We start from the raw sequence: 2,073 nt of genomic DNA on the forward strand, positions 1-2,073 counted from the left end.
ACAACGCATCCGGGACCAGTCTCTGAGCAAGCCTGTCGACCACGGGTCACATCATGCCGGACAACGAATTACGCCCACGTAAGACACCCTGTAAGCCTCGATCCACCGATGAAGTTGCTGAGTGGGCCGCGCGCCGCAGGTGCGCGGCCCACTGGTTTTTGGGTAGCGGGTAGCCGCTGGTCTGCCCAGACTTTCCACTGTTACTCCTGGTCGTAGGGGTGTTTCGCGGTGTTCAGGCGGTCGAGAGTGCGGTGGTGGTGGCGTGCCACAACTGCCGCCAGGGGTTGGCCCAGGGCCAGTGAGCGGGCAGGTGCAGGACGGGTCTGCGTTGCGGTCGGGTGAAACGAGCGGGAATGTTGATGATCTTTCGGCGAAGGGTCGCCCCGCGAGCGCGGCCCAGTTGCGGGTCGGCGAGCCGACCGGCGGCGCGGAGCAGGTTGTGGGCGATCGCCGCGCACAGCACCCAGGCCGAATTCGCGCCGAAACGCCCGGACGGCATGTGCGCCAGAGGGCCGTCGATCAGGTCGGCGAACACGGTTTCGATGACGGCATGGCGGCGGTGAGCGAGGTCGGCGTCCACGACCGGTTCGGTCGAGTCGGTGAAGAACGGGTGATACCGCCAGACCGGGAACAATTCGTCCTGACGAGCAGCATCGCGGACACGGCGCACGATCAGCCGGGCGGTTACCCGGTCAGGCTTGGAAGCGAAAGCGGTGTAAGAGATCAGTTCAGAATGAGTTTTGGTGGCAGCTTGCGCTGTCCCGCAGCGTGTTTGACAATCTCAGCGTGGTTGACGAGGTGGTGACCGATGCGTTGTGGGCCAGGCTGGAGTCGTTGATTCCTCCGCGGGAGAGACGCTTCCGCTACCCGGGCCGACATCGGTCCGATGACCGGGCCGCGCTGGAAGGCATCCTGTACGTGACTCGCACGGGTATCGGCTGGAACCAGCTACCGACCGGGTTGTTCGGTGTCTCGGGCGCGACCTGCTGGCGTCGGTTGAGCGAATGGTCACAGGCAGGAGTGTGGCAGCAACTGCACGAAAGCGTATTGAACGAGCTGCGGGCAGCCGGACGGCTCGAGCTGTCACGGGTGCTGGTCGATGCCTCACACCTGCGGGCTCTCAAAGGGGGGACCATGTCGGCCCGAGCCCGGTCGACCGAGGCCGGCCGGGTTCCAAGCATCACCTGATCACCGACGCTGCCGGGACACCCTTGGCGGTCACGCTGACCGGCGGAAACCGCAACGACGTCACCCAGCTCATCCCGCTCGTCGATGCCCTGCCCGTGACCAGGGGCCGCCGCGGCCGCCCCTGGCGCCGACCTTGGCACCTGTATGCCGACCGTGGCTATGACCACGACAAATACCGCCGGCTTCTCCGGGCCCGCGGCATCACCCCGGTCATCGCCCGCCGCAACACCGGCCACGGCTCCGGATTGGGGAAGCTCCGATGGCCGGTCGAGCGCGTTTTCGCGTGGCTGCACGCCTTCAAACGCTTACGGACCCGCTACGAACGCCGCGCCGACATCCACCAAGCACTACTGAGTCTGGCTTGCTCGATCATATGCCTCCGGAAGCTCATTCTGAACTGATCTCTAAGAGCGCGTCTGAGAACTCCGGGTCACTTGCGGGTGAGTCGTCTCGAAAGCGTGGCGATCATGGCGATGTAGATCATGGCTTCGTGGTGGTCGGGCCGGGTTTCGTAGTCGCGGACGCAGCGGCGGTGTTTGACGATCCAACCGTAGGTTCGCTCACGGCCTCGTCCTTGTACTCAGGCGAGTACTCCTGCGATGCCGCCCCACAAACTGCTCCCTCACTTTCAGTAACCACCCTACGAGGGGCCACTGTCCGGAAGGAACCGGTCACCTCATCCATCGCCCACCTGCGTTCCGGCCATTACCGCGCCCACGACAACAGCTTTCGATAGCCGGCGAAGCTTGCATCGATACGGACCGACCCGAGATCGGAATTCGTTGCCGGATGGGACTGTCAGCGATCTTGTGGGCGGGGCGGTGATCCGACAAGCTGAGGCGGCCTGCTTCAGCGGAAAGGATTGTCGTGTCGGAGGAGTCGAAG

The 2,073-nt window shown here is 64.5% G+C and carries 1 protein-coding gene and 2 pseudogenes; 1 reads left to right on the top strand and 2 read right to left on the bottom strand.

Annotated features, from left to right (window positions below; translation table 11 throughout):
• Positions 1-232: 232 nt before the first annotated feature.
• A pseudogene (locus tag AB0H42_RS35575) lies at positions 233-718 on the bottom strand (IS1380 family transposase); the annotation flags it as partial.
• Positions 719-786: 68 nt separating this feature from the next.
• Here AB0H42_RS35575 and AB0H42_RS35580 point away from each other — a divergent pair.
• Positions 787-1,589 (top strand): IS5 family transposase gene (locus AB0H42_RS35580; protein WP_357064252.1). Its coding sequence is split into 2 segments (ribosomal slippage): positions 787-1,123 and positions 1,123-1,589, totalling 804 coding nucleotides; the frame shifts between segments, so codons are not numbered across the junction.
• A 29-nt stretch (positions 1,590-1,618) separates the two neighbouring features.
• Here the strand turns inward: AB0H42_RS35580 and AB0H42_RS35585 are convergent.
• Positions 1,619-1,750, bottom strand: a pseudogene (locus AB0H42_RS35585) (IS5/IS1182 family transposase); the annotation flags it as partial.
• Positions 1,751-2,073 lie beyond the last annotated feature (323 nt).

Origin of the sequence: Nocardia sp. NPDC050799, from assembly GCF_040654015.1 — a bacterium.
Classification (GTDB): Bacteria; Actinomycetota; Actinomycetes; order Mycobacteriales; family Mycobacteriaceae; genus Nocardia.